At 30.6% G+C, this 24,694-nt stretch carries 26 protein-coding genes; 10 read left to right on the top strand and 16 right to left on the bottom strand.

The window, feature by feature from the left end; genetic code table 11:
- Positions 1–7 precede the first annotated feature (7 nt).
- The 7 genes from HSX10_RS02965 to HSX10_RS02935 form a co-directional block, all read right to left on the bottom strand.
- Complete coding sequence (locus HSX10_RS02965; protein ID WP_173586720.1) at positions 8–664, bottom strand: DUF6702 family protein; 657 nt, start codon at positions 662–664, stop codon at positions 8–10.
- The gene (locus tag HSX10_RS02960; RefSeq protein ID WP_173586719.1) at positions 654–1,691 is read right to left on the bottom strand and encodes a YHYH protein; all 1,038 of its coding nucleotides are present in this window, start codon (positions 1,689–1,691) and stop codon (positions 654–656) included. Before HSX10_RS02960 ends, HSX10_RS02965 begins: the two co-directional genes overlap by 11 nt.
- Positions 1,692–1,776: 85 nt before the next feature.
- Positions 1,777–2,529 (bottom strand): hypothetical protein, encoded by a 753-nt coding sequence (locus HSX10_RS02955; RefSeq protein ID WP_173586718.1) that lies wholly within the window; start codon positions 2,527–2,529, stop codon positions 1,777–1,779.
- A gap of 111 nt (positions 2,530–2,640) precedes the next feature.
- Positions 2,641–2,922, bottom strand: coding sequence for an EF-hand domain-containing protein (locus HSX10_RS02950; protein WP_173586717.1), 282 nt, complete (start codon positions 2,920–2,922; stop codon positions 2,641–2,643).
- 129 nt (positions 2,923–3,051) lie between these two features.
- The gene (locus HSX10_RS02945) at positions 3,052–3,558 is read right to left on the bottom strand and encodes a hypothetical protein (protein ID WP_173586716.1); all 507 of its coding nucleotides are present in this window, start codon (positions 3,556–3,558) and stop codon (positions 3,052–3,054) included.
- Positions 3,559–3,560: 2 nt separating this feature from the next.
- Positions 3,561–3,875 carry a hypothetical protein gene (locus HSX10_RS02940; protein WP_173586715.1) on the bottom strand — a complete coding sequence of 105 codons (315 nt, stop codon included), beginning with the start codon at positions 3,873–3,875 and terminating at the stop codon, positions 3,561–3,563.
- Positions 3,876–3,914: 39 nt separating this feature from the next.
- The gene (locus HSX10_RS02935; RefSeq protein WP_173586714.1) at positions 3,915–4,493 is read right to left on the bottom strand and encodes an RNA polymerase sigma factor; all 579 of its coding nucleotides are present in this window, start codon (positions 4,491–4,493) and stop codon (positions 3,915–3,917) included.
- Between the two features lie 147 nt (positions 4,494–4,640).
- On the opposite strand from HSX10_RS02935, the gene HSX10_RS02930 reads away from it, so the two are divergent.
- Positions 4,641–5,819 carry an LETM1-related biofilm-associated protein gene (locus HSX10_RS02930; RefSeq protein ID WP_173586713.1) on the top strand — a complete coding sequence of 393 codons (1,179 nt, stop codon included), beginning with the start codon at positions 4,641–4,643 and terminating at the stop codon, positions 5,817–5,819.
- A 2-nt stretch (positions 5,820–5,821) separates the two neighbouring features.
- On the opposite strand, the gene HSX10_RS02925 is transcribed toward HSX10_RS02930, so the two are convergent.
- Genes HSX10_RS02925 through HSX10_RS02900 form a run of 6 tightly spaced genes read right to left on the bottom strand, consistent with a single transcriptional unit; the run spans position 5,822 to position 9,737 of the window.
- A complete protein-coding gene (locus tag HSX10_RS02925) occupies positions 5,822–6,577 on the bottom strand; it encodes a LytR/AlgR family response regulator transcription factor (RefSeq protein WP_173586712.1) in 756 nt (251 codons plus the stop codon).
- Between the two features lie 42 nt (positions 6,578–6,619).
- Complete coding sequence (locus HSX10_RS02920; protein WP_173586711.1) at positions 6,620–6,970, bottom strand: 2TM domain-containing protein; 351 nt, start codon at positions 6,968–6,970, stop codon at positions 6,620–6,622.
- 11 nt (positions 6,971–6,981) lie between these two features.
- Entirely contained in the window at positions 6,982–7,302 is a 321-nt protein-coding gene (locus HSX10_RS02915; RefSeq protein ID WP_173586710.1) for a 2TM domain-containing protein, read from the bottom strand.
- 11 nt (positions 7,303–7,313) lie between these two features.
- Positions 7,314–8,666, bottom strand: a complete 1,353-nt coding sequence (locus tag HSX10_RS02910; protein WP_173586709.1) for a histidine kinase — start codon at positions 8,664–8,666, stop codon at positions 7,314–7,316.
- Between the two features lie 6 nt (positions 8,667–8,672).
- Entirely contained in the window at positions 8,673–9,296 is a 624-nt protein-coding gene (locus tag HSX10_RS02905; protein ID WP_173586708.1) for a hypothetical protein, read from the bottom strand.
- 18 nt (positions 9,297–9,314) lie between these two features.
- Positions 9,315–9,737 (bottom strand): DUF2141 domain-containing protein, encoded by a 423-nt coding sequence (locus HSX10_RS02900; RefSeq protein ID WP_173586707.1) that lies wholly within the window; start codon positions 9,735–9,737, stop codon positions 9,315–9,317.
- A gap of 167 nt (positions 9,738–9,904) precedes the next feature.
- On the opposite strand from HSX10_RS02900, the gene HSX10_RS02895 reads away from it, so the two are divergent.
- Entirely contained in the window at positions 9,905–10,336 is a 432-nt protein-coding gene (locus HSX10_RS02895) for a PH domain-containing protein (RefSeq protein ID WP_173586706.1), read from the top strand.
- A gap of 34 nt (positions 10,337–10,370) precedes the next feature.
- On the opposite strand, the gene HSX10_RS02890 is transcribed toward HSX10_RS02895, so the two are convergent.
- On the bottom strand, positions 10,371–11,615 hold the full coding sequence (locus HSX10_RS02890; protein ID WP_173586705.1) for a peroxiredoxin family protein: 1,245 nt from the start codon (positions 11,613–11,615) through the stop codon (positions 10,371–10,373).
- A gap of 339 nt (positions 11,616–11,954) precedes the next feature.
- On the opposite strand from HSX10_RS02890, the gene pheT reads away from it, so the two are divergent.
- The 8 genes from pheT to ribB all read left to right on the top strand — a co-directional run bounded on the left by pheT (position 11,955) and on the right by ribB (position 22,736).
- Complete coding sequence (gene pheT, locus HSX10_RS02885) at positions 11,955–14,381, top strand: phenylalanine--tRNA ligase subunit beta (RefSeq protein WP_173586704.1); 2,427 nt, start codon at positions 11,955–11,957, stop codon at positions 14,379–14,381.
- 201 nt (positions 14,382–14,582) lie between these two features.
- Positions 14,583–15,083 carry a thiol peroxidase gene (gene tpx / locus HSX10_RS02880; protein WP_173586703.1) on the top strand — a complete coding sequence of 167 codons (501 nt, stop codon included), beginning with the start codon at positions 14,583–14,585 and terminating at the stop codon, positions 15,081–15,083.
- Between the two features lie 7 nt (positions 15,084–15,090).
- Entirely contained in the window at positions 15,091–15,459 is a 369-nt protein-coding gene (locus HSX10_RS02875) for a diacylglycerol kinase family protein (protein WP_173586702.1), read from the top strand.
- A 110-nt stretch (positions 15,460–15,569) separates the two neighbouring features.
- Entirely contained in the window at positions 15,570–16,328 is a 759-nt protein-coding gene (locus HSX10_RS02870) for a M15 family metallopeptidase (protein ID WP_173586701.1), read from the top strand.
- A 61-nt stretch (positions 16,329–16,389) separates the two neighbouring features.
- Positions 16,390–18,846 carry an FtsK/SpoIIIE family DNA translocase gene (locus HSX10_RS02865; RefSeq protein WP_173586700.1) on the top strand — a complete coding sequence of 819 codons (2,457 nt, stop codon included), beginning with the start codon at positions 16,390–16,392 and terminating at the stop codon, positions 18,844–18,846.
- 38 nt (positions 18,847–18,884) lie between these two features.
- Positions 18,885–19,526 (top strand): outer membrane lipoprotein periplasmic chaperone LolA1, encoded by a 642-nt coding sequence (gene lolA1 / locus HSX10_RS02860; protein ID WP_173586699.1) that lies wholly within the window; start codon positions 18,885–18,887, stop codon positions 19,524–19,526.
- Between the two features lie 21 nt (positions 19,527–19,547).
- Positions 19,548–21,554, top strand: a complete 2,007-nt coding sequence (locus tag HSX10_RS02855; RefSeq protein ID WP_173586698.1) for an LptF/LptG family permease — start codon at positions 19,548–19,550, stop codon at positions 21,552–21,554.
- Between the two features lie 33 nt (positions 21,555–21,587).
- The gene (ribB, locus tag HSX10_RS02850) at positions 21,588–22,736 is read left to right on the top strand and encodes a 3,4-dihydroxy-2-butanone-4-phosphate synthase (RefSeq protein ID WP_173586697.1); all 1,149 of its coding nucleotides are present in this window, start codon (positions 21,588–21,590) and stop codon (positions 22,734–22,736) included.
- Here the strand turns inward: ribB and HSX10_RS02845 are convergent.
- Entirely contained in the window at positions 22,733–23,926 is a 1,194-nt protein-coding gene (locus tag HSX10_RS02845) for a DegT/DnrJ/EryC1/StrS family aminotransferase (protein ID WP_173586696.1), read from the bottom strand. The two genes, ribB and HSX10_RS02845, sit on opposite strands and share 4 nt — an antisense overlap.
- A 71-nt stretch (positions 23,927–23,997) precedes the next feature.
- Positions 23,998–24,627 (bottom strand): nitroreductase family protein, encoded by a 630-nt coding sequence (locus tag HSX10_RS02840; protein WP_173586695.1) that lies wholly within the window; start codon positions 24,625–24,627, stop codon positions 23,998–24,000.
- Positions 24,628–24,694: the final 67 nt, after the last annotated feature.

Genomic DNA, 24,694 nt, shown 5'->3' with positions numbered 1-24,694 from the left:
AATATATTTAGTCTTTAGTTTCCTTTAATTTCCTTCTTTCATTCAGACTGTGAACTAATAATCCAAAAACACAAACAACAGCTAAAATTAAGATCACGTTTAAAGATGATGAGCTTATTGTTTTCTCTTCTACACGCACAAACTTATTTCCGTCTACTTCTAATTTTAGAACATGATTATTGTCTTTAGTTAAAACAAAATTTTCTTTATTAAAACCCTCTTTCAAAATTATTAAGGCACTTTTATTATTATAGATATCCTTAAATGATTCATTTTTAACCAAAACAGATTCTATACTTTCAGGAATACCTAAAACTTCAAAAATCACTTTAGTTTCATGTCCCAGTTTCACGATACCATGGCTTAGTGTTACCTTTTTATTTCCGTTGAATTCTATTTCTAGATTATTTTTAATATGCTCAAGAACCATTTCTTGAAACTCCTCTGGCGTTTTATAAGGTGTCTCAGCATAATGCTTTCTAATTTCATGTTGAAAAGCCGTTAATGATGCACTTATTTGTAATGCCCAAGTATGATTATTATTTTCCACCAACATTGTTGTAGAAATTTCTGGTTGGTGTGCTTGTATTGATGTCGAAAAAAACATCACCCCTCCTATTATTAAGAAGAAATATCTTCTTATACAATTATTTTTAAATAGCATAAGCACCTTTTAGTCCATTAATGAAATTGTTATTTCCAGCTTCGTCTACATGATAATGATACCCACGTGCCTCATCAGTATGCCCACGTAATTCATCTAAATCTGTAGGCTCATTATCGTCTTCGTCTTCTAATTCGTAAATACCAATTCCGTCTAAAGCATAACCTATTAATGCGGCGTGACCATCTTCTTGCTCAACCTTTGTACTGAAACCTGTTGCTGCATGATAGTGATAACCTTGATGAACATTTATATGTCCACCAGCATCATCAAATGGAGCAATGGTGTAAGCTGAAAGAATATTGTCTGTTGGTGCAGGTGCAGAAAATTCAATACCGTTTAAAGCGATACCTCGAGTGGAAGGCACTGACTCTATAACTTCCCCTGGACCACCAGGACCAACTGCCCCACCACCTTCAGTAGTAAAAAACAGTGAAGTATCTTGTAATACTGGTGTTATTGGAATTAACCAAGTCTGTGTTAAATCTGAGATATAAGCAGGAAGACATTCTACACAAAAGTTCTCATATTCTTCTCCTACATCTGGGTTAGCCGCATTTATACAATCTTCTTCAGATTCAGTAATATAAATATCACCATTTCCATCATACATCATCCAATTATCATCGTTGTAAAAAGTTGCTAAATTTTCAATAAAAGCACCATCTACATCATGTACCTCACCATCTTCTAACCAAATACCACCAGCTTCTGCATCATCGCTAATATTACCTGGACACCATGGTCCCATGTTGTGATCTGTTGGTAAACTACTTGTTACAACTTGGTAACAATCTGTAACTGTACCATCAGATAAAGTACAGGGAACAATTGTTATGATAACTGACTCATCTTCTGTTGTAAAATAAGATGTATTTACATCTACAACTGAACTATCTGAATCATCTGTACCTTCTGATGTATCAGTACTATCATCATCTGAACTACAAGCCATAAAAAGCAATAATAACACACTTAGTATTGCTACAGGCTTTATAAAAATTTGATTTATTTCTACATTTCTCATATTCTATTTTTTTAGTGATTATATTATTTTAGATGCGAAACTTTTTATAAACTTGTGATTAAATTGAAATAAAAAATATAATCTGTTAATCTCCTAATGCTTTTCCTAACCTAAATGCCATTGTTTTTGTTTTGTTTTTTAAGCTTTCAGCATTCATTAATTGTATTTCCGTTTGTAATAATCTATCCACTAAACAATTTTGATACTCCCTACTTTTAAGTAAGTTAGTATAATTAGATCCTAGAGAAAGCATCTGATAATTATTGCTTTTTAATTCTCGTTTAGAAATAATATCAATTAAGGAAATATGTTTTTCTATAGCAGGTTGTAATCTGCTAACGATAATGTTTTCTATTTTTGATTCTTGATTTTCAAAAGCATCCAATTCATTAGGGTAAGCTGCAATTAAATCTTTTAGTAAAACACCTTCAATAAATTCGAATTTATTAGTTGTATTAACTGAATTTATGGCTCCACTATGAAGTTGTATTGGGTGATAATTAACATTAATAATCTCTAATTTATCATCTTCATCTATTTCCCCAAGTTGATCTCTCATTATAATATCTATGGTATTCTGTATACTTTCTACATTTTTATTATAACTCGCTATTGAAGCATCTAAAAGAATAAGATTTGCATTTAATTCTTCGTTAAGTGATTGATAAATTTTCAACTCTACAATTCTATTTTTTCTTAATTCATTTAGATTATTGATTTTCCATGCTATTAAAACACCTATAACGATTAATAATATCTCCCCAAGCGCATAAACTAGATAACTTTTTATTTTTCCTGAGTTTAGTAATTTTTTTCTAACTTTCCTGAATAATCTCATACCTTAATGCATTAAATTTTGATGCTTATAGTCATTTTCATTGTAAAAAAAAGCTTCATAATTTCTCACGAAGCCTTTCATAATCAAAACAATTAACCAATCAAATTATTCTTACTTATCTCTTCCTTTACGTTCAGGTTTTGGTGCATTTTTAAATTCTTCTTCTGAAATAAAACCATCTTCATCTGTATCGATATCAGAGAACCCATCTTTTAAAGGTCCTTTTACTTCTGCTTCTGAAAGTTTTCCGTCTTCATTGGCGTCCATTTCTTTTAATAACTCTGCAAATGTTGGCTTTTTTCTTTCTTGTCTGTCTGACTGCGCATAAGTTAAATTTGAAAATCCGACTAAACCAAATACTAATACTACTGTTTTAAATGTGATACTTTTCATGTTGAATATTTTTAATGTTATATAAGTTTAGATGCACTTATACTTTTAAACTTGTACTCACCTTTGTTAAATAAAACACAAAAAAAGACCTTCAAAATATTGAAGGTCTTTTTATATAACTTTAATTAGTTATTGTCTATTTGGAGGTGGAGGTCTATGTTCTTCTCCTTCTCTTATTGGAGGTCGTTGTTGCCCTTGTTCTCCTTGACGAAGTGCATCTATTATGATAGTTTTAAACTTTTCTTTTTGTTTATCAGTAGATAATTCCTGAATCATTTTAAAATGATAAAATACTTCTTTAGCTTTTTCTTTTTCTTTTTCAGAAATTAATGACGTAATAGAATCTATTGAAGATTCCTGAACATCAACATCAGATAATTTATCAAAAAGTAAATCTTTTAAACCTCGTACATCATCGGACAGCTTCATTATTTTTTCATGATGCCCTACATTATTCGCTTTAAATTTTGCTATCTGTTCAGCATTAAAGCCTAATTCTTTTACAATAAAATCTTTATTCCCTTGTGGTTCTCTTGGTAATCTATCATTTTGACTTCCTATATATGTAAATAAAAAAAACACATTAACCACAATTAAAAAAATCAGTAGTATATATAAAATTACATTTTTCTTCATAATTAATTTAATAAAGTAGATTCTGTACTTGTAGATAATCCATAAGATTCAGCAAAACTAGTAACATTATTATCGTAAGTATTTTCTTTAAGATTATTAAATGCTAATACATTTAAAATGATGATACAAACTAGTGTTGCTAATTGTAATTGTGGTGTAAACCATGACCAAGTTTTATCTTGTACATCTTGGGAAGCATTACGGATTTGATGCATCACATTTTCTTTAAAAAAAGGAGATACTTTAGCCTTTTCAATCGATTCTATAGAATCAAAAGTGGCTTTTACTTTTTTATACATTTCAACATTAGGTTTCATAATTATATCTTTAGATGCAAAAGCTTCATAAAACTTGTGCTAATGTTCATTTTTATAATAAATTTCTAAAATTTTCTGTAAATTCTTTTTAGCTCTAAACATTAAAGACTCTACAGAAGATAGACTTTTACCTGTTATATCGGCGACTTCCTGATAACTTTTACCATCTATTTTATGTAAGGTAAATATTACAGTCTGACTTTCTGGTAAATTATTTATAGCTTTAAACAGCGTTGCATTTAACTCTTTGTTCTCTAGCAAAATTCCTGGATGATTCATCTCTGTAAAATAATCTGTTTTATCTATAGGAATAGCATTTCCTGTTATAGACTGCAAAAAAGCAAAACGTTTCTTTGTATTCTTCTTTCTAATAAATTCTAAACATTTATTAGTGGCAATTCTATAAATCCAAGTAGACAACTTAGAGTCACCTTTAAATTTTTTAATTGAATTAAAAACCTCAACAAAAACATCTTGTGCAATGTCTTCTGCATCTTCCCTATTAGGCACAAATGAAATACAAGTACTAAAAACCTTATGCTGATAATCATCTAAAAGCTGACTATAAGCCTTGGGGCTTTTTAACTTTAGTTCTTGTATAAATTCTGTTTCTTTCAAAGAATAATTTAAATTAATAAGCCGCTAATTTAGTTTATATACAATTAGTAAAAAAATAACCTATGTTTTACTTGAATTTTGTTAATGAAATAAATTCATGATATTCCGTTATAAAAATTTAACTTTGAATTTTTAAAATATTCTATTATGAATCCATCAGCTAGCGGCTGGATAAAAAAACTGCTTAATCAAGTTTCTGAAACAAAGTACTCTCAGACAGAGAATGACACATTTTATAGAAGCCTTAAGCGTGCAGGATTTATATATGGCAGTAATATTAAAGTGGTTTTAGATATCGCTAAAACCTTTACTCTTACAGAAGAAGAACGCTGTAAAACTAATTTACTACTTACCTTTTACTTTATTTACAATAAGGAACAACCACCAGAAGAGCAATTTACGGATAGCCTTATTAGATATTACAAAACGATAAGTGACCAAAAACGATCGTTTTTTGAAGATTTATTTAGCGATAAAAGACCGGACAGCTTACTTGAGAAAATTATTCATAAGCGGATACATATTGATGACAATTTTATTTCAAAGAGTTTTAATTATTTTTTAATTAACGCACTTTTATTTGTTGATGTATTAGGTTACCATCGTTTTTTAAAAGATGAAAAAGGTGTTAGAGATTATGTAACTAATCTTGAATTTGCTCTAGAAACTATTGTTTTTGCTGCTATAGAGAATAAGTCTCAAAAATCTGAATATGACGATAACCTTATTCGATTATTTGAAAGCTCTATTCGTCATAAAAATGCAGAAATCTTAACTTATAAAGATGCTATTTCGGTTATAAATGAGCCTTTAGAAAAATTATATGTCATAGACTTAGTTTGTATGGCATCTTGGACAGACAAGATTATAGATAAAGAAGAGCAAAACTTTTTAGACCAATTAAAAATAGATTTAAATGTAGAAAACACGGTCATTGTAAAATCTATAAATGATATAAATCTATTCTACGACGAGCATAAACATGATGTTGCTTTTTTAAGTTCTAAAAATTTAGCACAAAGTTTTTACGACAATAGTACAAAGGTTGTTTTTAAACTTATAAGAAGAAATAGCAAACGATTAATTAAAGAATTATCGGAAAGCAAAGAGGCTTTGTATTTATTAACACAATCTACACAACGTAACTTAACAGACGAAGAGCAGAAAAAAATTCAGACACAACTTATGGATATTTTTAAATCCATACCAAGTTTAGCCATTTTTATGTTACCAGGCGGCATGTTACTTTTACCTTTATTTATTAAATTTATTCCTACTCTATTGCCTTCTGCTTTTGATGATAATAGAATAGACGATAAGAAATAAACTTATTCTAACCAGGTTTTAAAATCTTTAACACGTTCTCTTGCCACAATAATATCTTGCTCATTAAAACGATTTAGTTTTATTTGTAATCTAGAATTGGTGTAACTTACCATATCTTTAATAGCATTAATATTTACATAGAATTTTCTACTGATTCTAAAAAAAACATCTGGTTCTAATTCTTTTTCTAATTGGTCTAAAGTAACATCTAAAAGATAGTTTCTTCCTTCATTAGTAAAAGCATAGGTTCCTTTATTTTCACTATAAATGCATTCGATATCTTCTATATTAATAAGTTTTAAATGTTGCCCTACTTTAACTGAGAAACGTTTTTTATATTCTCGTTCAATCGGATTAATAAGCAGGTTTTTAATATCATTAAAGTCCAGTGTAACAGATTTTTTTTGCGGTAATCTTACTTTATACTTTTCTACAGCAGTAGCTAAATCATCGTCGTCAATTGGTTTTAATAAATAATCTATACTATTGAGTTTAAAAGCTTGTAAAGCATATTCATCATAGGCTGTAGTAAAAATTACGGCCGACTTAATATCTATAGTTTCAAAAATCTCAAAAGATAATCCATCACTCAATTGAATGTCTAAGAAAATTAAATCGGGATGTTCATTGTTATTAAACCATTCTACAGATTCCTCTACAGAATGCAACATCGTTTCTGCTTCTATATCTAAAGCTTTTAACATACGCTGCAAACGTCTTGCAGATGGTTTTTCGTCTTCTATAATAATTACATTCATATGCTTTAAATTATATTATTCTTTATTGAGTCGTAAAGATTTTTATTCCCAGTTCTGTTCTTCTTTGTGCATAAACTCATCAATTTTTCGTTGTTCCCAACTGGTTCCAAAAAAGAAATCTGGACCAAAAACTCCTAAAAAATGAAAGAATAACCCAATTCCCCAAAAAATTGCGGTAGCATAAGTTCCAAAACCTGTAAATCCTTCTTCTGAATTTACACCAATTAGTATAATTAAAAACAAATTTACCACTACATAACTTACCAAATGCCAGTAAAAACCAACTATAGCATCTACTTTTTTCTTTGCTCTTAAATAAGCCTCTTCTTTTCTGAAATCAGAATTGATACTAACATCATTTTCTATATCAGACTCTATATGATACTTTTCCATATTATTTCTTTTTAATTATTAGACAATTCATCATCCATCAACTTTTTAATTTTTCGCTCTCTCCATTCTTCACCAAAAAACACCAAAATGTCAAATGCAGAAAGGCCATGCAACACAATGGCAACTCCCCAAATTAACCATGACATTGAGGTAGATAATTCAAAAAAAGCTTCCATAAAACTTTTTCCGTTGTTCATATAACTTATAATCTTAATACCAGAAATAGACGTATTAACAATAAAATAGACCGAAAGATGTGTGTAGAAAGCTTTTAGTTTTTCAACTTTCTTCTTTGCTTTCAAATATTTTAAATCTGAGTTATCTATTTTCATAATTCAATAAATTAATTCCAACGTTTAGTTTCCTCTTCGTTACGCAAGTATTCTTCAATTTTTCGTTCTTCCCATTTAGAACCAAAAGCCCCATCATTTACAAAAACTTTATAAGCTTGAAATGCTAAACCAATTCCCCAACCTGCCATCGGGAACCAAAACCATTGAATGGTATAATAAGAGTATTTGTACCAAATAAAAATTAAAAAAGGAATGACTAAACAGTAAGAAATTAAATTGTAATAAAAAGCTTTAAGCTCCTCCACTCGTTTACGTGCTTTTACATAATGATCATTAATACGCACTTGTGATTTTTCTGTTCTTCTCATAACCGTAACTTGCTTTTTAAGCATAGGTATAGCTACGGCAAAGTCCTTTTCTCTTTGATTAATTTGCACTTTTTTATTGGTAAGCAGCGCGTACCGCTGTTTAATATTTTCTAAACCAACGCCACTACTTTTTTTTACAATTTGTTTAAGTTGAAGATTATTCATTACCACCAAATTATCTCCATCTTCATAAATTATAATATGTAATGGTTTAGTAGATGTTACCATATTATGTTTTACTGCATTCTCTAAAAGTAATTGCAATGACAATGGCACAACTTTATTTTCTGGATTGGATGCTTTATCTGGAATTTCAAAAATGATACTATCTTCAAATCGCATTTTTAAAAGCGACATATAGGTTCTTGCAAATTTTAATTCTTCATCTACAGTAACTAATTCTTTACTTTTTTGCTCTAAAACATAGCGATAAACCTTAGATAATGATGTTGTAAATTTCTGAGCATTAACTGGATTTTCTTCAATTAAACTCGTTAATACATTTAAACTATTAAATAAAAAATGTGGATCTAATTGGTTTTTTAAAGCATCAAATTTGGCACTTGCCGTACCTGCGATAACCTTTTGCTCTTTAATTTTATTTTTCTGATAGCGATTATAATAATAAACCAAATGAAAAACAGTAACTATAACTATGGTAACCCATAAACCAAAAGAATAGCCTCGCCAAGATTCACGGCTTAAAAACGACTTTAACTCTAGATCATAAATCACGGTCGCTGTAAAAACTCTTATAAAGAACAAGCCAATTAGCGTAAGTGTTGTACTTCCTATAATTCCATAAATTAAACGTTTTATGGTATCATCAGTTTTCCATTCACGACTTCCCATATAGGCGAAAAATGCCATATTTGAATATCCTAAAACAAAGGCATAAAGTTGATAAAAACCAAAGTCAATTAAAAAGTCATTAATCGTTTGATATTGAAATCCTGACGAAATTAAATTCCCTACAACATAAACCACAGTCCCAATTCCGAACGTTAAAAATATTTTTTTTAATGACTTTTTCATATGCTATTAAGCTTTACATTGCTTTGATACAGCTATTGCACGTTCTTTACCCCAGTTTGGATGAAGTGCACTCTTTGGATTAAAGGTATCAAAAAGTTTAACAGAAGCTTCAATCTCTTTACAATAAGGGGCGATGTCTTTACCAAAGTATTTTGCGCTTCCCATTCCCCATTCCGCTTTACCAAAAGCTACTCTTGGGTTTGTAGCATCTATAACGCTTGCTTTCGCATACAATTCAGATATTTTCGCACTATACTTCATACCATAAGTCATACCATCAAAAGCCACCCAATTGGTTAAAATGTGAGCTTGCATCACCAATAATTCTGCGTTATTTTCACTTTTAAACATTGCATCGTCTAAATGTTTTTGTGCTTTATCTAACTGTGCTTTTAAGACTACTTCATCTTTTTCTCCCCAGCTTTTTAAACTATTAATCTGAGCAATGTAATAATCAGGCAACCATTCTTTAGGTTCTGCTTTTGCGATACGCTCAAACATATTTTCTGCTTTGTCTGTTTCTCCTTGTTCCCAAAGTTTAAAAGCCTTTGCCATTCCTTTTTCAAAATCGGTTTGTGCTTGTGTTACTGTAGTTAATACAAATAATAAAACGGTGATTATCGTTTTCATAATAAGATTTTTATGAGATTAAATTGATATGGTTATAGTCTTATTTTCTTTCATCTGAAATTTAGCATCAGACCATTTTGGTGGTCCCATAAATCCTTTAGCATCATTTGAGCATCCATAAGCTTCTTTAGGAATGTGCATAAAATTAGTATCCATTATTCCGTTATCATTTTCATCATGAAAAACAGAAATACCATAAGTTCCTTGAGGAATATTATTAAAAACAACCGTACTAGAGTTATTTTCAATAACACTTATTGAATTTTTAAAAGGTTTTTTTAAAAAATCAGTTTCTGTATTGTAGAGTGCGATAAACATTTTTCCATCATTGCTAGCAGCCTCATCTACAATTATAGTAATAGTTAGATTATCTTGAGCTTCTATTGGAAAGCTTAAAAAACAGATAATTAAAATAGTAGTCATTTTTACGAGTATATTCATGATTGTTGGTTTTGTTTGATACAAATATCGAATACATCACATCGATTTTAAAACGAAATTTACTGAAATGTAATTTTTAGAAGATGAACTGTTCCTTTTTAAAAATAATACTATTCCTAATTTATTATATTAGTATTTCTAATAACCTAACCTATTAATTAAACAGAATGAAATTTGAAAGTAAAAAAGACATGCTATTCAGCGTAATTATACTGGGCTTAAATGCTTTTTTTATTACAATTATAGTTCTAGGACTTATTAACGGAGAAATAAAGCAACAGGAATATTGGCCATTAATAGTGATTTTTGGAGTCGTGATTCTAATCTTCTGGTTATTTTTCGGGACTAACTATAAGTTAACAAAACAAGACGGACTGATATATAAATGTGGACCTTTAAAAGGACAAATAAAGATTGAAGACATTACTCAAATTATAAAAGGAAAAACACTTTGGGTAGGATTAAAACCAGCAACTTCTAGAAATGGTTTAATCATAAAGTATAATAAATACGATGAAATTTATATCAGCCCAAAAACAAATGAAACTTTTATAAAAAAAATATTGGAGTTAAACAGTAACATAAAAATCACTGAATAAATCCAATACCTAAAACACTTTATAATAGTAAAACTTATTCTGCTAATAATTCAGCTACAAAAGCTTCAAACTCGTTTTTAAACTCTATATATTTCTCTCCTGTTGCAGGTCCATTAAATCCTGTATGAATTTTTCTAACCTTTCCTGTTTTATCAATATAAATAGACGTTGGGTAAGATAACACATGGTCTAACATTGGTAATTTTTCTTGTGCCTTCTCTTTATCTGAAGTTCCATATTGCGCCAACAAAATTGGGTAATCTATACCAACTCTATCTGCTAAGCGATCAATTCTACTAAAAGCAGCTTCTTTTGTTTTAGCATACTCAAAAGCTAAACCTACAAATTCAATGTCTTTATCCTTGTTGTTTTTATAAAACTCAGCATAATATTTACTTTCATCTAAACAATTAGGACACCAACTCCCCATAATTTGTACAATCACAACTTTATTTTTAAAACGATCATCTTTTAGAGACACCAATTCATCTGAAGTATTTGGAAATTCAAAATCAATACTGTCATAACCCTCTTTTAAAAAAGTTAAATTATCAGCTTTCTCTAATTCATAAGCTTCATTTCTCTTAGCTGTAAAAGGTTCTTTCCAATGGTTACCAGAATAGAATACGCCCTCTAATGTTGAATCTAAAACTGTAGCTTTAAATAAAAATGCATGTGCACCATCAAAAGCAGAAAGCTTCATTTCGTTTCCATCCATAACACCTTCTAAAAAACGATAATCTCCTGTCGTTGTTCTAAAGGTTCCAGTTACAACAGCTCCTTTTTGCTTAAAAATTCCTTTTGCCATATAGGTATCTTCTGCATTATTTGGACTAAAAATAGTTTCCCAAACACCAGAAACATCTTGTGATGGTTTTGATGTCGTTTTAAAGCGTTTTTCTACTCCTAATTCAGCAGAAAACGGAACTGATCGCTCTAAACTTTCTATAATAAAGTTTCCTTTAAGTTTATCTCCTTCTAGTTTTGCTGAAATGTAACCCTCAAAAACCGGTAGTTTTATAACTACAGAATCATTTTCATAAGTAATTTCATCAACCTCAATAACTTCTTCTGCATTAAAAACTTTTAATTGTGTTGCCGACTCTACTTCAAAATTAAAAGGTAATAATTCACCGTCTTGTACTTCTAAAACAGCTTTATACATACCTGTTTTCAACGTATTTTCTTGTTGATATTCAGTATCTAAATTTGTAGATTTAGCATCATTTTTACAAGACACTATGGTTAAGGCAACAAGGCAAATTAGTATATATCTCATGAATATTTTAGACTTTAATAGCATTATATTTTGTAAATATTAGTGCTGCTTAATGGTATTACCTTACAAGCAGCATGGCTAAAATACTTATAAATGATTGTCATCGCAATGGACTGCATCACAAAAAAATCTTAATTTGAAACTTTATATTCAATATATAACCCTGAAATTTTGCTATTAACACGCTTTATTTAAAGAGCCGTAGACCATTAAATAGCACTTTTAGCCGTATTATGACGCTCTGAAATAATTATCTTCACATTTAAATAATTTTTTTAGAATGGATATTTCGTAACGCAACAAGTATTATTATCTTTGTCGCCTGATTAAAATCAACATATGAAAATTTCATACAACTGGCTAAAACAGTTTATAAAGACAGATTGGGACGCTGAAAAAACAGGCGAATTATTAACTGATCTGGGATTAGAAATAGAAGGTATTGATGCCTACGAATCCGTAAAAGGTGGCTTAAAAGGTATTGTTGTAGGCGAAGTTTTAACTTGCGAGCAACATCCTAACGCTGACAGGTTAAAAATAACGACTGTAAATATCGATGGCGAAAACCCAATACAGATTGTATGTGGTGCACCTAATGTTGCTGCCGGACAAAAAGTTCCTGTAGCTACAATTGGTACTACATTATACACTGAAGAAGGTGAAGCTTGGACCATTAAGAAAGGAAAAATTAGAGGCGAAGAAAGTCATGGTATGATTTGCGCTGAAGATGAATTAGGTCTTGGTGAATCTCACGATGGTATTATGGTATTAGATGCTGATATAAAAGTTGGTACACTTGCTGCTGACCTTTTTAAAGTTGAAAACGATGAGATTTTCGAAATCGGTTTAACACCAAACCGTGCTGATGCAATGAGTCATTATGGTGTTGCTAGAGATCTAAAAGCTGGATTATTACAAAAAGAAGTGTCACTAGAACTGATAACACCTTCAGTAAGTTCTTTCCATGTTGATGCCAGAGCTTATAAAGTTGATGTGCATGTTCACGACTATGAAAAAGCACCACGTTACTGTGGAGTTACTATTTCAGGAATAAAAGTTGAAGCATCACCTGCTTGGTTACAGCACCGCTTAAAATCTATTGGCTTATCTCCTATTAATAATGTTGTAGACATTACAAATTATGTATTACACGAGTTAGGACAGCCTTTACATGCTTTTGATGGTGATAGAATTTCAGGTAGTAAAATTGAAGTTAAGACTTGCGAAGCAGGAACAAAATTCACAACCTTAGATGGTGTTGAGCGTGAATTGCATGAGGAAGATTTAATGATCTGTGATGACAGTAAACCAATGTGTATTGCCGGTGTTTTTGGTGGTATTGATTCTGGTGTTAAAGAACACACATCTCGTATTTTCTTAGAAAGTGCTTATTTTAATCCTGTTAGTGTTCGTAAAACAGCTAAACGTCATGGTTTAAATACAGATTCTTCTTTTAGATTTGAAAGAGGAATTGACCCTAACCTTACTGAATACGCTTTAAAACGTGCTGCTTTGTTAATTACAGAGATTGCAGGCGGAGAAATTACAAGTGATATATTAGATACTTACCCAAAGAAAATAAAAGATTTTGAAGTAAGACTTAGTTTTGATCATGCTCAGAAATTAATTGGAGAGCGTATCCCTGAAGAAACTATAAAAAGCATCTTAACATCTTTAGATATTAAAGTAAACAACGTTACTGAAGCTGGTTTAGGGTTAACCGTACCTGCATTTAGAAACGATGTACAACGTGAAGCTGATATTATTGAAGAAATCCTTAGAGTCTATGGATATAATAATATTGCTACAACTACAAAATTGAATGCTTCAATTTCTAATTCATCTCGTTTTGAAGATTATAAACTTCAAAATATTATTGGAAATCAATTAGCATCTCAAGGCTTTTTTGAAATTATGGCTAATTCTCTTACGACTCCTAAATATATAGAGCTAAGTGAAGATTTAAATGAAGCACATAATATTAAAATGCTAAACCCTTTAAGTAATGATCTTGAAGTAATGCGTCAATCCTTATTGTTTTCTGGATTAGAAGCTGTAGCACATAATATTAATAGAAAACGTGATGATTTAAAGCTTTTTGAATTTGGTAAAACATACCATCAATTTTCAGAAGAGCGAGAAGAACACAAGCATTTATCTGTTTTTGTTACAGGAAATAAAACAGAAGCTCGTTGGAATGCTGCACCAACACCAAGTGATTTCTTTTACTTAAAAGGAACCATTGAAGTGATTTTAGAACGTCTAGGTATTACACGTTTAAAATCAGCACCTTCAACATCCGATGTTTTAAGCGAAGGTATGACGCTTTCATTAGGCAAAACTAAACTTGTAACTTTTGGACTGGTTAAAAAATCAGTACTTAAACACTTTGGTATTTCTCAGAACGTTTTGTTTGCTGATTTTAATTGGGATAATGTTATAGAAACGGCTAAACATAATAAAGTTAAGTTTACTCCTATTTCTAAATATCCTTCAACAAGAAGAGATTTTGCACTGTTATTAGATAACAAAGTAACGTTTCAAGATATACACACTATCGCGAAGCAAACTGAAAAACAATTGCTACAAAGCATCAACTTATTTGATGTTTACGAAGGCAAAAATTTACCAGAAGGTAAAAAGAGTTATGCTGTAAGCTTTATTTTTCAAGATGAGCACAAAACATTAAACGATAAACAGATTGATAAAATCATGTCTAAGCTACAATCTAATTTTGAAAGTAAGCTAGGCGCTGAATTACGATAATAATTACTAATTATTTTCAAAAAAGCCCTTAACCAAATACGATTAAGGGCTTTTTTATTTCATAGTAAAATCATCAAATTATAGATTCTCACTATAACTCTGTTTCAGAATACTTAATAATTACAATTTAAAATATTATCCTTTATTTAATATAATTCAATTATAAAGTTCCTATTTTTAACAAACTTAAAAAAACAAATCATGTCAAACATAACATTAGGAGGAAACCCTATAGAGACCACTGGAGAATTACCTAAAACTGGTACTCAAGCACCCAATTTCACATTAACAGCAACTGATTTATCTGCAAAATCTTTATCAGATTACTCAGGAAGTCGTGTTGTATTAAACATTTTCCCTAGTGTAGACACAGGTACTTGTGCACAATCTGTTAGAACTTTTAACGAAAAAGCAAGTGAGTTAGAAAACACTAAAGTATTATGTATTTCTAAAGATTTACCATTTGCATTAGCACGTTTTTGTGGTGCTGAAGGTTTAGAAAATGTAGAAAGCCTTTCAGATTTTAAAACAGGAGATTTTGGAAAAGATTATGGTATTACTTTTAAAACAGGTCCATTAGTACCTTTATTATCTCGTTGTATTGTTGTTTTAGATACTGACGGAACAATTTTACATACCGAGCAAGTTGCCGAAATTAAAGATGAGCCTAATTACGAAACTGCATTAGCAAGTTTAGCATAATTACTGAATGCCGAAAAAAGAACCTTTTATAATTAATAGAATTAAGAGTTTTGGTTTTGCTTTTAAAGGTATGATAATACTTTTTAAAACCGAAGCAAGTATTAAAGTACAACTCACTATAGCTGTTGCTGTGACCATTGCAGGTTTCTATCTTGAAATCTCTAAAACAGAATGGATGGCACAAGTTATTATGATTGGTTTAGTATTAAGCATTGAAGGTGTAAACACAGCTGTTGAAGCGATTGCAGATTTTGTTCATCCAGATTATCACGAAAAAATTGGATTGATAAAAGATGTCGCTGCAGGAGCTGTTTTTATCGCCGCTATTTCAGCATTAATTATTGCCGGAATAATTTACATCCCTAAGTTAATGTAAAAATTATTACTGTCATTTTAGCTAGCATTTCCGTTAGAAAATCGATAGAATAAACATTTCATATTTGTATTTTTGCAGTAATCAAATCAATTAAAATTTAGAGTTTTAAAATGAAATCATTATTTGCGACCCTTACTCTTATTTTTACTTTGTTTAGTTGCAATCTAAAGGATAAAAAAAAGGAAACAAAAGCCATTATAAAAACTGAAATAACAGATCCAAAACCGACTAAAAAACCTCAGACTAACATTACTAAAAACTTTGTTTTAGGTAAGTTTGATTACAAAACTGATACAACTTTTATAAAAGTTGACAAACAATATGCAGCAAAAACATTATACCTTAAAAAAGAAGCTTACACCTCTTTTTTAAAAATGTATAACGCTGCAAAACAAGACAATATTAAGCTCATTATTTTATCTGGAACCCGAAATTTTGAAGAACAAAAAGTTATTTGGGAACGCAAATGGAAACGCTATTCTAATCAAGAACCTTTATTGCGTGCAAAGATGATTTTAGAATACAGCTCTATGCCTAGCTCATCTCGTCATCATTGGGGTACAGATTTAGACTTAAATAATTTAAGTAATTCGTATTTTAGCAGTAAAGAAGGTAAAAATATTTATAATTGGTTAGTAAAAAACGCTAATGATTATGGTTTTTACCAAGTTTATACAGATAAAGACAATGAACGAACAGGTTATAGTATTGAAAAATGGCATTGGTCTTATTTACCTTTAGCAAACACTTATTTAGAGTATTACAATCAAAATGTAACCCTTAATGATATTAAAGGCTTTAAAGGTTATGAACAAGCCAAAGGAGTAGATATTATTAACTCGTATGTTAATGGTATTTCAAAAAAATAAAAGAACACAAATAATAAATTTCCTTAAAAGGAACTAGCTACCGAAATAAATTCGGCTTATAATGGCAAAAACAACAAGAAAGAGAACTACAACTAAAGCAGCACCGAAGGATAAAGCTAAGTCAAGGCTAAAAAAGCCTTCGTTTACGCTAACCAATCAGCAAAAACTGATTTTTGGTAGTTTCCTTGTTATACTAGGGATTCTTCTTTTCATCTCTTTTCTTTCCTTTGTATTTACAGGAAAGGAAGACCAAAGTATACTTCAAAACTTTCCAGAACGAACTAATAATTACAAAAACTGGGCAAGCCAATTAGGAGCTTGGGTCAGTGATCTTTTTATCACAAAAGGATTTGGTTTACCTTCTTTTATATTTTCAGGTTTACTTTTTCTTTCAGGTATTTATGTTTCCATAAATCTTAGTAAAGCTAAACTAAGAAAACATTGGGTTTGGGGAACACTCACGGTTATTTGGTTGTCTATTTTATTTGGTTTTTTTACGCATAAATATGATATTTTAGGTGGTACTATAGGTTTCGAAATGAACGAATATCTTCAAGACTATATAGGAAAAACAGGCGTTATACTTTTACTATTACTTGGACTTATTGCTTATATAGCTATTAGATTTAAAGTTACAGGTGAATCAATTATGAATAGCTTTAAAAACGCCAAAAGCGCTATTAAAGAAGATTTAAGCTCAGATGAACCCGTAAAAGAACCTTCTGTTATCATAGATAATAGTTTAACTGAAGAGGCTGACTCTATAAAATCTGCTTTCGATATTCCAAAGGAAAATGCAGAGCCTACCATAACTAATTATTCTAAACCAGAACCTAAGGTTGAACCTAAAAAGGATCCTATAGCCGAAGGTTTAAAAATGGAAGTCACTGAAAAACCAAAAGAGGAGACTATTGAAGAAACCATTGAGGTTCCTGAGCTAAAAATAGAAGTTGAAGAGGTTGAAGAAGAAAAATCAGAATCAGATAATTTAGCGGATAAATTAGTTGAAGATTTTGGTCAATTCGATCCAACATTAGAATTAGGAAAATACCAATTCCCTACTCTAGATTTATTAAAGAAATACGATAACGAAGGTATTTCTATAGATCAGGAAGAATTAGAAGAAAACAAAAATAAAATTGTTGAAACCCTTAACAATTATAAAATTGGTATTGCGAGTATAAAAGCAACAATAGGACCAACAGTTACGCTTTATGAAATTGTACCTGATGCAGGAATTCGTATTTCAAAAATTAAAAATTTAGAAGACGATATTGCTTTATCTCTTGCAGCATTAGGTATTCGTATAATTGCACCAATCCCAGGAAAAGGAACAATTGGTATTGAGGTACCAAATAAAAATTCGACTATCGTATCGATGCGTTCTGTTATTGCTTCTCAGAAATTTCAAAAATCTGAAATGCATTTACCAATTGCTTTCGGAAAAACCATTAGCAATGAAACCTTTGTGGTTGATTTAGCTAAAATGCCACACTTGCTTATGGCTGGTGCAACAGGGCAAGGTAAATCGGTTGGTTTAAATGCCGTTTTAACTTCATTATTATACAAAAAGCATCCTGCTGAAGTAAAATTTGTTCTTGTAGATCCTAAAAAAGTAGAATTAACGCTTTTCAATAAAATAGAACGTCATTATTTAGCCAAGTTACCAGATAGCGAAGATGCCATTATTACAGATAATACTAAGGTTATAAATACCTTAAATTCACTTTGTATTGAAATGGATAACCGTTACGAAATGCTTAAAAATGCATTTTGTAGAAATATTGCTGAATACAACACCAAGTTTAAAGCTAGAAAATTAAATCCTAATGATGGTCACGCCTTTTTACCCTACATTGTTTTAGTGGTAGATGAGTTTGCCGATTTAATTATGACAGCGGGTAAAGAAGTAGAAACCCCTATTGCTAGATTGGCACAATTAGCTCGTGCTATTGGTATACATTTAATTGTAGCCACACAGCGTCCTTCTGTAAATGTAATCACAGGTATTATTAAAGCCAATTTCCCTGCGCGTATAGCATTTAGAGTTACAAGTAAAATTGACTCGAGAACTATCTTAGATGGCTCAGGTGCAGATCAATTAATTGGTCGTGGAGATATGTTATATACACAAGGTAACGAACTTATCCGTATTCAATGTGCTTTTGTAGATACACCAGAAGTTGAAAAAATAACAGAATTTATAGGTTCTCAAAAAGCGTATCCTGATGCTCATTTACTGCCAGAGTATGTTGGCGAAGAAGGTGGCATAAATCTTGATATAGATATTTCAGATAGAGATAAATTGTTTAGAGATGCCGCAGAACTTATTGTTACAGCACAACAAGGTTCCGCTTCTTTATTACAAAGAAAATTAAAATTAGGTTATAATAGAGCTGGTAGAATTATTGACCAATTAGAAGCCGCAGGTATTGTTGGTAACTTTGAAGGTAGCAAAGCACGCCAAGTATTAGTACCAGATTTAGTTGCTCTAGATCAATTATTAGAAAACGAATAATAAATTAAGATTTTAAAAGATTAAAAGAAAAAAAACGAATGAAGAATTTAATTATTATCGCATGTATTGCTTTAGGATTTAACGCTTTTGCTCAAAATGATGCTAAAGCTGAAGCCATGTTAAAAGAAGTAAATACTAAAATTAAAAGCTACAAAAACATCAGTTTAGATTTTAAATACGAATTAAATAATGTTAGTGAAAACATTAAGCAAGAAACACGTGGAGATGTTGTTCTTGAAGGTGATAAATACAAACTTAACATTTTAGGTATCACTCGTGTTTTTGATGGTAAAACGTTATATACTATTAGTCCTGAAGATGAAGAAGTAACAGTTTCTTCAGACAATACTGAAGATGAAAGTACAATAACACCAAGCAAAATGTTATCATTCTACGAAGATGGTTACACTTACAAGATGGACATTTCTCAAACTATTAAAGGGAGAAAAATTCAATACATTAAATTGAGTCCAATGGATACTAATTCTGAAATAAAGCACATTTTATTAGGAATTGATGCCACAACAAAACATATTTACAATTTAATTGAAGTTGGTAAAAATGGAACAAAAACAATTTTAACTGTTAATTCTTTTAAAACCGACCAACCTATTTCAAAAACCTTATTTACATTTGATAAAAGTAAATACAGTAATTACTTTATCAATAAAATAGATTAAGGCTAAATTAAATTATACACTGTGAAAATATTAGATAGGTACATACTTATCACATTCTTAAAGACGTTTTTTAGCGTCTTTATTATATTCATGTTTATCTTCATTTTACAAGGCGTTTGGCTCTACATAGCTGAGCTTGCTGGTAAAGATTTAGATGTCATGGTGACCGCTAAATTCATCTTATACTATATGCCAAAGCTGATTCCTTTGGTAGTACCCTTAACAATTTTATTATCTTCAATTATGGTTTTCGGTAATTTTGCTGAAAACTATGAATTTGCGGCAATGAAATCTACAGGTATTTCATTGCAACGTGCCATGCGAAGTTTAAGTGTATTTATAGTTGCGCTAGGTATTGGTTGTTTCTTCTTTGCAAATAATGTGATTCCTAGGGCAGAATATAACTTTTACAATTTAAGACGAAATATTGCCAAAATGAAACCGGCTTTAGCAATTGCTGAAGGTCAGTTTAATGAAATGGGAAATATTAATATTAAAGTAGAAAGCAAATCTGGTGATCGTGGTCAGTTCCTTAATAATGTAATTATACACGAAAAGAGTACAACGCGCTCAGGAAACTTCAAAGTTATTGTTTCAGAAAAAGGAGAACTTAAAAGTAGTCCTGATTCTAATATTCTTCAACTCGAATTAGAAAACGGTTATTATTACGAAGAAATTATTAATAAAGATATTCGTAAAAACATAAATAAACCCCACGTAAAAAGCTACTTCAAAACATACATTACCAATGTAGATTTAGAAATTTTAAATCCGGAAGATCTAGACGAAAAAAATTATCACGACAGATATAACATGCTTAATGCAAGTCAACTAAATAAACAAATTGACACATTAAAGCATAAAAGAACAAATGACTACAAAGCATTATCAACAACATTAATAAATAGAAGTACTTATCCTACATTAGGTATTAATATTAAAATTAAAGATTCAATAAATACTGATAGCATTAGTAACGACACTATTCCTAATAAAGCATTCTTAGATTACTTTACTACTGCTCAAAAAGTACAGATTCTTAATTTAGCAATAAACTCTTCTAATAGCACAAGACAAGTTTTAGATTCTAATGCTAAAAATCTATCAACAAAACAAATTTTTCTAAACAAACATATTATCTCTTTACATGATAAATATGTATTAGCTTTTGCTTGTATCATTTTATTCTTTGTAGGTGCGCCACTTGGTGCCCTAATTAAAAAAGGAGGTTTAGGACTCCCTATGATAATTGCTATTGTATTATTTTTAACCTATCATTTCTTTGGTATTTTTGCAAGAAATAGTGCTGAAAAAGGCAGTTTTAGTCCTGTTATAGGATCTTGGCTTTCTACCGTTGTTATGCTTCCTTTAAGTATATATCTTACAACACGTGCAACTAATGATAAAGGCGTTTTTCAGTTTGATGGAATATTAGTACCCTTAAAACGTTTATTTAATTCTAAGCAAAAACTTCAACTTTCAGAAAGTGATACTAAAACCTTTAATTCTTATTCAAAATATACTGTTGAAGAGTTAATTGGAATCATAAAACAACAAGACGAGTTTGATTTTGATAAGAAACCTAAAGAAATTGCTATTCGTAATTTATTAAACAGAGGTAAATCACTTGAAGAGTTAAAGCATGAAGGTTTAGAAATCCCTAACGATCTCATTGAAGCTAAAAAATTAATGAAAGGGTATCAAAATTATTCAAAAATCAGCTTAGTTAATTATTGTATTGGTGCTGTATTATTAGCATTACATTTTGTATTAAAAAACAATAAACTTGTAGAAATTTCAGAGTATGCACTTATTATTAGCATCATAGCATTTGTCATTTTCTTCATCTTTGTAATCATCAGTGCTTATAATTATTCGAAATTTTATAAAAGTATTAAGTTAAAAGAAAAGCGAATTAACCCGTTACTTCTTTGTTTAACACTCCCTATTTACCCATTAAAATATATTATTGTACGAAGTAAAATTTCTCAAGACTTCTTCTTGAGTACGCTTCAAAACATAAAATAACCGTATCTTTACTCTGTCTAAAAAACTAGTGCCATGATAACTAAAACCATGAATACAAAATTGACTTTAAATACCGTTGAAGAAGCTATAGAAGACATCAAACAAGGCAAAGTTGTTATTGTTGTAGATGATGAAAATCGTGAAAATGAAGGTGATTTCTTAGCTGCTGCAGAAAAAGTAACGCCAGAGATGATTAATTTTATGGCAACTCATGGTCGTGGTTTAATTTGTGCACCTCTAACAGAAAAGCGTTGTGAAGAGTTAGAACTCTCTACTATGGTTAGAAATAATACTGACCCTATGGAAACAGCATTTACAGTTTCTGTAGATTTAAGAGGTAATGGTGTCACTACAGGGATTTCTGCTGCAGACAGAGCTAAAACAGTTAAAGCTTTAGTTGATCCAGAAACAAAACCTTTTGAATTAGGAAGACCAGGGCATATTTTCCCTTTAATTGCTAAAGAAGGTGGTGTTTTAAGACGTACTGGACATACAGAAGCTGCTATTGATTTTGCAAGATTAGCTGGTTTTGAACCTGCTGGAGTTATTGTTGAAATCATGAATGAGGACGGAACAATGGCTAGACTACCTCAGCTAATGAAAGTGGCTGAAAAATTTGATCTTAAAATTGTTTCTATTGAAGACCTAATTGCTTACAGAATGGAGCATGATTCTTTAATTGATAAGAAAGAAGATTTTAATATTGAAACGCGCTTTGGTAAATTTAGACTTAGAGCCTACCAACAAACTACAAACGATCAAGTTCACATTGCATTAACAAAAGGAACTTGGAAATCTGATGAACCTATCCCTACACGTGTAAATAACACTTTAGTTAATAGCGATATTCTTGGATCTTTAACCAATAACCCTGATCAGAAATTAGATGACATGTTTAATGTTATCAATAAAAACGGAAAAGGAGCTGTAATTTTTATTAACCAACAACCAGAATCTATTAACTTATTAACTCGACTTAATATTTTAAGAGACAATCAAGTTGAAGGAGAGTTAGTAAAAGCACCAAGCTTAGGTATGGATACTAAAGATTTTGGTATAGGAGCACAAATTTTACATGATCTAAAAATCAGTAAATTGGTCCTAATATCTAACAGTCTCCAAACCAAACGCGTTGGAATGATCGGTTATGGTTTAGAGATTGTAGAATATGTTGAATATTAAATATTTTCTTTAATAATCTTTGCCATTTTTTCTGCACGTTGTTTAACTTCTTCTTCAGACCAAGAAAGTTTGATTAAACAAGAAATATTACGTGCTATATAATAATCAGATTGTTCAAAGGTTTTTGTTTGAAGATATTCTAACCCTTGTTTTACTTCATTAGAAAGAGGTACCAAAGATTTTAAATCTTTTAAGTGGTTCCACTCACTAATGTAATGCCAGTTATTCTGGTAATAGTTCCAACAGGCATCAACACCACCTTCTTTAAAACCTGCTATAACTTTTTGTGCCGTTTCTAAATCAGGTAAAAAGAAGTTTAAAAATGCATAACTTTCTTCTCCTCCTTCTGGAACACTTCTAAAAGTAACACCAGCTACTCTCGCAATAGCGTTTCTTAAAGTATTAAAATTCTTTTTCTGTATCTCAATAAACTCAGGTAAACGTCTTACTTGCGCTAAACCAACGGCAGCATGCAATTCTGAAATCCTAAAGTTATAACCTAAAAATGGATGTGTTTCTGCTCCCCTATCACCACCAATATGATCGTGACCATGATCGCTATAATGATCTGCATTAATGTAATACTCCTTTTTATTTGTTACTACTGCTCCACCTTCACCACATGTAATCGTTTTTACAAAGTCGAAAGAAAAACAACCTAAATCAGCAATACTACCTAAAGGTTTTCCTTTATAAGTTCCTCCAATAGCTTGGCAGGCATCTTCAATAAACAACAAGTTGTTCTCAGTACAAATAGTTTGTAGCGCATCCATATCTCCCATACTACCACACATCTGAACCACCATAACAGCTTTTGTCTTTGGAGTAATAGCCGCTTCAACCGCTTTAGGATCTAAAGTTAGCGTATCATCAATGTCTACTAAAACCGGAATCGCTCCAAGCATCATTACAGCCTCAAAACTCGCAACAAAAGTAAATGTTGGCATAATAACCTCATCACCTGCTCCAACGCCCGCAGAAGCTAAGGCTACAGATACAGCTGCAGTTCCACTTGAAACTAATTGTACGTAATTGGATTTAAAAGTATTTCCTAATTCTGTTTCTAATTCTTTAGCTTTCCAATGGCCATTTCTCATCCCATCAAAACCATAACGCATTAAAACTCCATTGTCTAATACATCATTAACTTCTTTGCGTTCTAAATCACTGAATAACTCAAATCCTGGCATATCAATTTTATTTTTGTTTTTAGATTAAAAACAAAGATACCAATTTACAGAAGTCATGCTTTTAAAAAGGCTTATAATTCTATGATGGTTTTTGAAACAGGCAATCTTACTTTTTTGAAAGTTGAAAATATATCATCTTCGGCTCTAAAACCTACAGGAAGTAATAAAACAGAGCTAAGTCCATGCTGATCTAATTGTAATATTTTGTCTAATTCTGAAGGAATAAATCCTTCCATAGGACAACTATCTATCCCTTCTACCGCACAAACTGTCATTAAATTTCCTAAAGCAATATAGGCTTGTTTAGTTACCCAACTTAATTTTTTATCAGCAGACATATTTTCAATCGTAGACTTTAATTCATTTTTAAATGGACTAAGAATAGCATCTGGTGTATCTCTAATAGCTTTTATAGTTTCAAAATGTTCTTCAACATTATCTCCATTAATTTCATTTTGAACACAAAGCACTAACAAATGAGAAGCATCTACTACTTGTCGTTGGCCAAAAGCAATTTTAACCAAATCTTCTCTGACTTCCTTATTTTCTACTATAACGAGTTTTAAAATCTGTAACCCATAAGACAAAGCTGTAAGATTAAAAGCTTCTTTTAAAGTGGTTAATTGTGATTTTGAAAGTGATTTTGATGAATCAAATTTCTTAGTCGCATAACGCCATTGTAACTTTTTTATAATAGACATTTATCTTATTTTTTTCAAAAGTAAACAATAATTCTTTTGAACGATTATGATTCTATTGATCCAAAGA

It is taken from the genome of Winogradskyella undariae (assembly GCF_013285155.1).
GTDB classification, from domain to species: Bacteria; Bacteroidota; Bacteroidia; order Flavobacteriales; family Flavobacteriaceae; genus Winogradskyella; species Winogradskyella undariae.
This window is presented reverse-complemented; position numbering and strand designations above follow the sequence as displayed.

Bases quoted from the DNA above. Each gene is read 5' to 3' on its own strand.
- HSX10_RS02965 (WP_173586720.1), bottom strand. From the start codon at position 664: ATGCTATTTAAAAATAATTGTATAAGAAGATATTTCTTCTTAATAATA.
- HSX10_RS02960 (WP_173586719.1), bottom strand. From the start codon at position 1,691: ATGAGAAATGTAGAAATAAATCAAATTTTTATAAAGCCTGTAGCAATA.
- HSX10_RS02955 (WP_173586718.1), bottom strand. From the start codon at position 2,529: ATGAGATTATTCAGGAAAGTTAGAAAAAAATTACTAAACTCAGGAAAA.
- HSX10_RS02950 (WP_173586717.1), bottom strand. From the start codon at position 2,922: ATGAAAAGTATCACATTTAAAACAGTAGTATTAGTATTTGGTTTAGTC.
- HSX10_RS02945 (WP_173586716.1), bottom strand. From the start codon at position 3,558: ATGAAGAAAAATGTAATTTTATATATACTACTGATTTTTTTAATTGTG.
- HSX10_RS02940 (WP_173586715.1), bottom strand. From the start codon at position 3,875: ATGAAACCTAATGTTGAAATGTATAAAAAAGTAAAAGCCACTTTTGAT.
- HSX10_RS02930 (WP_173586713.1), top strand. From the start codon at position 4,641: ATGAATCCATCAGCTAGCGGCTGGATAAAAAAACTGCTTAATCAAGTT.
- HSX10_RS02925 (WP_173586712.1), bottom strand. From the start codon at position 6,577: ATGAATGTAATTATTATAGAAGACGAAAAACCATCTGCAAGACGTTTG.
- HSX10_RS02920 (WP_173586711.1), bottom strand. From the start codon at position 6,970: ATGGAAAAGTATCATATAGAGTCTGATATAGAAAATGATGTTAGTATC.
- HSX10_RS02915 (WP_173586710.1), bottom strand. From the start codon at position 7,302: ATGAAAATAGATAACTCAGATTTAAAATATTTGAAAGCAAAGAAGAAA.
- HSX10_RS02910 (WP_173586709.1), bottom strand. From the start codon at position 8,666: ATGAAAAAGTCATTAAAAAAAATATTTTTAACGTTCGGAATTGGGACT.
- HSX10_RS02905 (WP_173586708.1), bottom strand. From the start codon at position 9,296: ATGAAAACGATAATCACCGTTTTATTATTTGTATTAACTACAGTAACA.
- HSX10_RS02900 (WP_173586707.1), bottom strand. From the start codon at position 9,737: ATGAATATACTCGTAAAAATGACTACTATTTTAATTATCTGTTTTTTA.
- HSX10_RS02895 (WP_173586706.1), top strand. From the start codon at position 9,905: ATGAAATTTGAAAGTAAAAAAGACATGCTATTCAGCGTAATTATACTG.
- HSX10_RS02890 (WP_173586705.1), bottom strand. From the start codon at position 11,615: ATGAGATATATACTAATTTGCCTTGTTGCCTTAACCATAGTGTCTTGT.
- pheT (WP_173586704.1), top strand. From the start codon at position 11,955: ATGAAAATTTCATACAACTGGCTAAAACAGTTTATAAAGACAGATTGG.
- tpx (WP_173586703.1), top strand. From the start codon at position 14,583: ATGTCAAACATAACATTAGGAGGAAACCCTATAGAGACCACTGGAGAA.
- HSX10_RS02875 (WP_173586702.1), top strand. From the start codon at position 15,091: ATGCCGAAAAAAGAACCTTTTATAATTAATAGAATTAAGAGTTTTGGT.
- HSX10_RS02870 (WP_173586701.1), top strand. From the start codon at position 15,570: ATGAAATCATTATTTGCGACCCTTACTCTTATTTTTACTTTGTTTAGT.
- HSX10_RS02865 (WP_173586700.1), top strand. From the start codon at position 16,390: ATGGCAAAAACAACAAGAAAGAGAACTACAACTAAAGCAGCACCGAAG.
- lolA1 (WP_173586699.1), top strand. From the start codon at position 18,885: ATGAAGAATTTAATTATTATCGCATGTATTGCTTTAGGATTTAACGCT.
- ribB (WP_173586697.1), top strand. From the start codon at position 21,588: ATGATAACTAAAACCATGAATACAAAATTGACTTTAAATACCGTTGAA.
- HSX10_RS02845 (WP_173586696.1), bottom strand. From the start codon at position 23,926: ATGCCAGGATTTGAGTTATTCAGTGATTTAGAACGCAAAGAAGTTAAT.
- HSX10_RS02840 (WP_173586695.1), bottom strand. From the start codon at position 24,627: ATGTCTATTATAAAAAAGTTACAATGGCGTTATGCGACTAAGAAATTT.